1 protein-coding gene is annotated in these 952 nt (G+C 69.7%); it reads left to right on the forward strand.

Annotated elements, in window-relative coordinates:
- Positions 1–583, forward strand: a 583-nt coding sequence (locus tag FCI23_RS55925) for an SDR family NAD(P)-dependent oxidoreductase (RefSeq protein WP_136731794.1), incomplete at its 5' end; no start/stop codon positions are given.
- Positions 584–952 lie beyond the last annotated feature (369 nt).

Consider the following 952-nt stretch of genomic DNA (forward strand, 5'->3'; position numbering starts at 1 on the left):
TGACGCAGCCGTGGCAGCGGTCGCCGACCAGATCGCCGCCGAGCACGGCAGACTGCATCTCCTGGTGAACAACACCTGGGGCGGCTACGAGCGGCTCAACGCCGGGGCCTGGCAGGAATGGAACGCCCCACTGTGGGAACAGCCACTGGATCTGTTCGACCTCATGTTCTCCGGCGGTGTCCGCACGCATTACACCGCCCTGGCGATATGCGCACCCTTGCTCATCGCCACGCCCGGCAGCCTGGTAGCCACTGTCTCCTTCGCCGTCCCCGACAGTGAACAGCACGCCTACGGGGCAGCGTACGGGATGGCCAAAGCCGCCGACGACCGCCTCGCCCTCGCCGCTTCACTCCAGCTACGCCCGCACCGCGTGACCTCGATCGCCGTGCATCCCGGGCTGGTGCGCACCGAAGGGGTCATGCAGTTCGTGGAGCACCTGGACCTGGCCACCTCGCAGTCCGCCGAAGGGGTCGGACGCGCCATCACCGCTCTGGCCGATGATCCGGACGTACTCGACCTCAGCGGCCAGGCTCTGAGCGTGGACTCGCTCGCGACCCGCTACGGCATCGACGTATCAACCTGACCGGGGCCTCCTGATCCACAACCATGGTTCAAAGCCCGCCGAGAAGCGGCTGCGCCCCGCACCCGCGGGGATGGTCCCCGCGCCACCTATCTGGACCTGCGCGCCTGGCACTGCTCCCCGCAGTCGGTCACCGTCCCCGCGGACGCGGGCACGCCCAGGCGCAGCGTCCTGGACTACGACGAACTCAACAAGACGCTCGCCGCCCCCGTCGCGGGTGAGACCAAGGCCGCGGGTCGCCGGACCGTCGTCACCGTGGACGGTGACCTCTCGACGCCGCGCCTGGCGCAGCAGGTCACGCGGCAGCTTGCCGACACCGTCGCCGCATGGGGGGCACGCCGTCGCCGACGTGCGGTACTTCGAGGAGACCGC

The sequence above is a fragment of the Actinacidiphila oryziradicis genome (genome assembly GCF_005047355.1).
Taxonomy (GTDB): Bacteria; Actinomycetota; Actinomycetes; order Streptomycetales; family Streptomycetaceae; genus Actinacidiphila; species Actinacidiphila oryziradicis.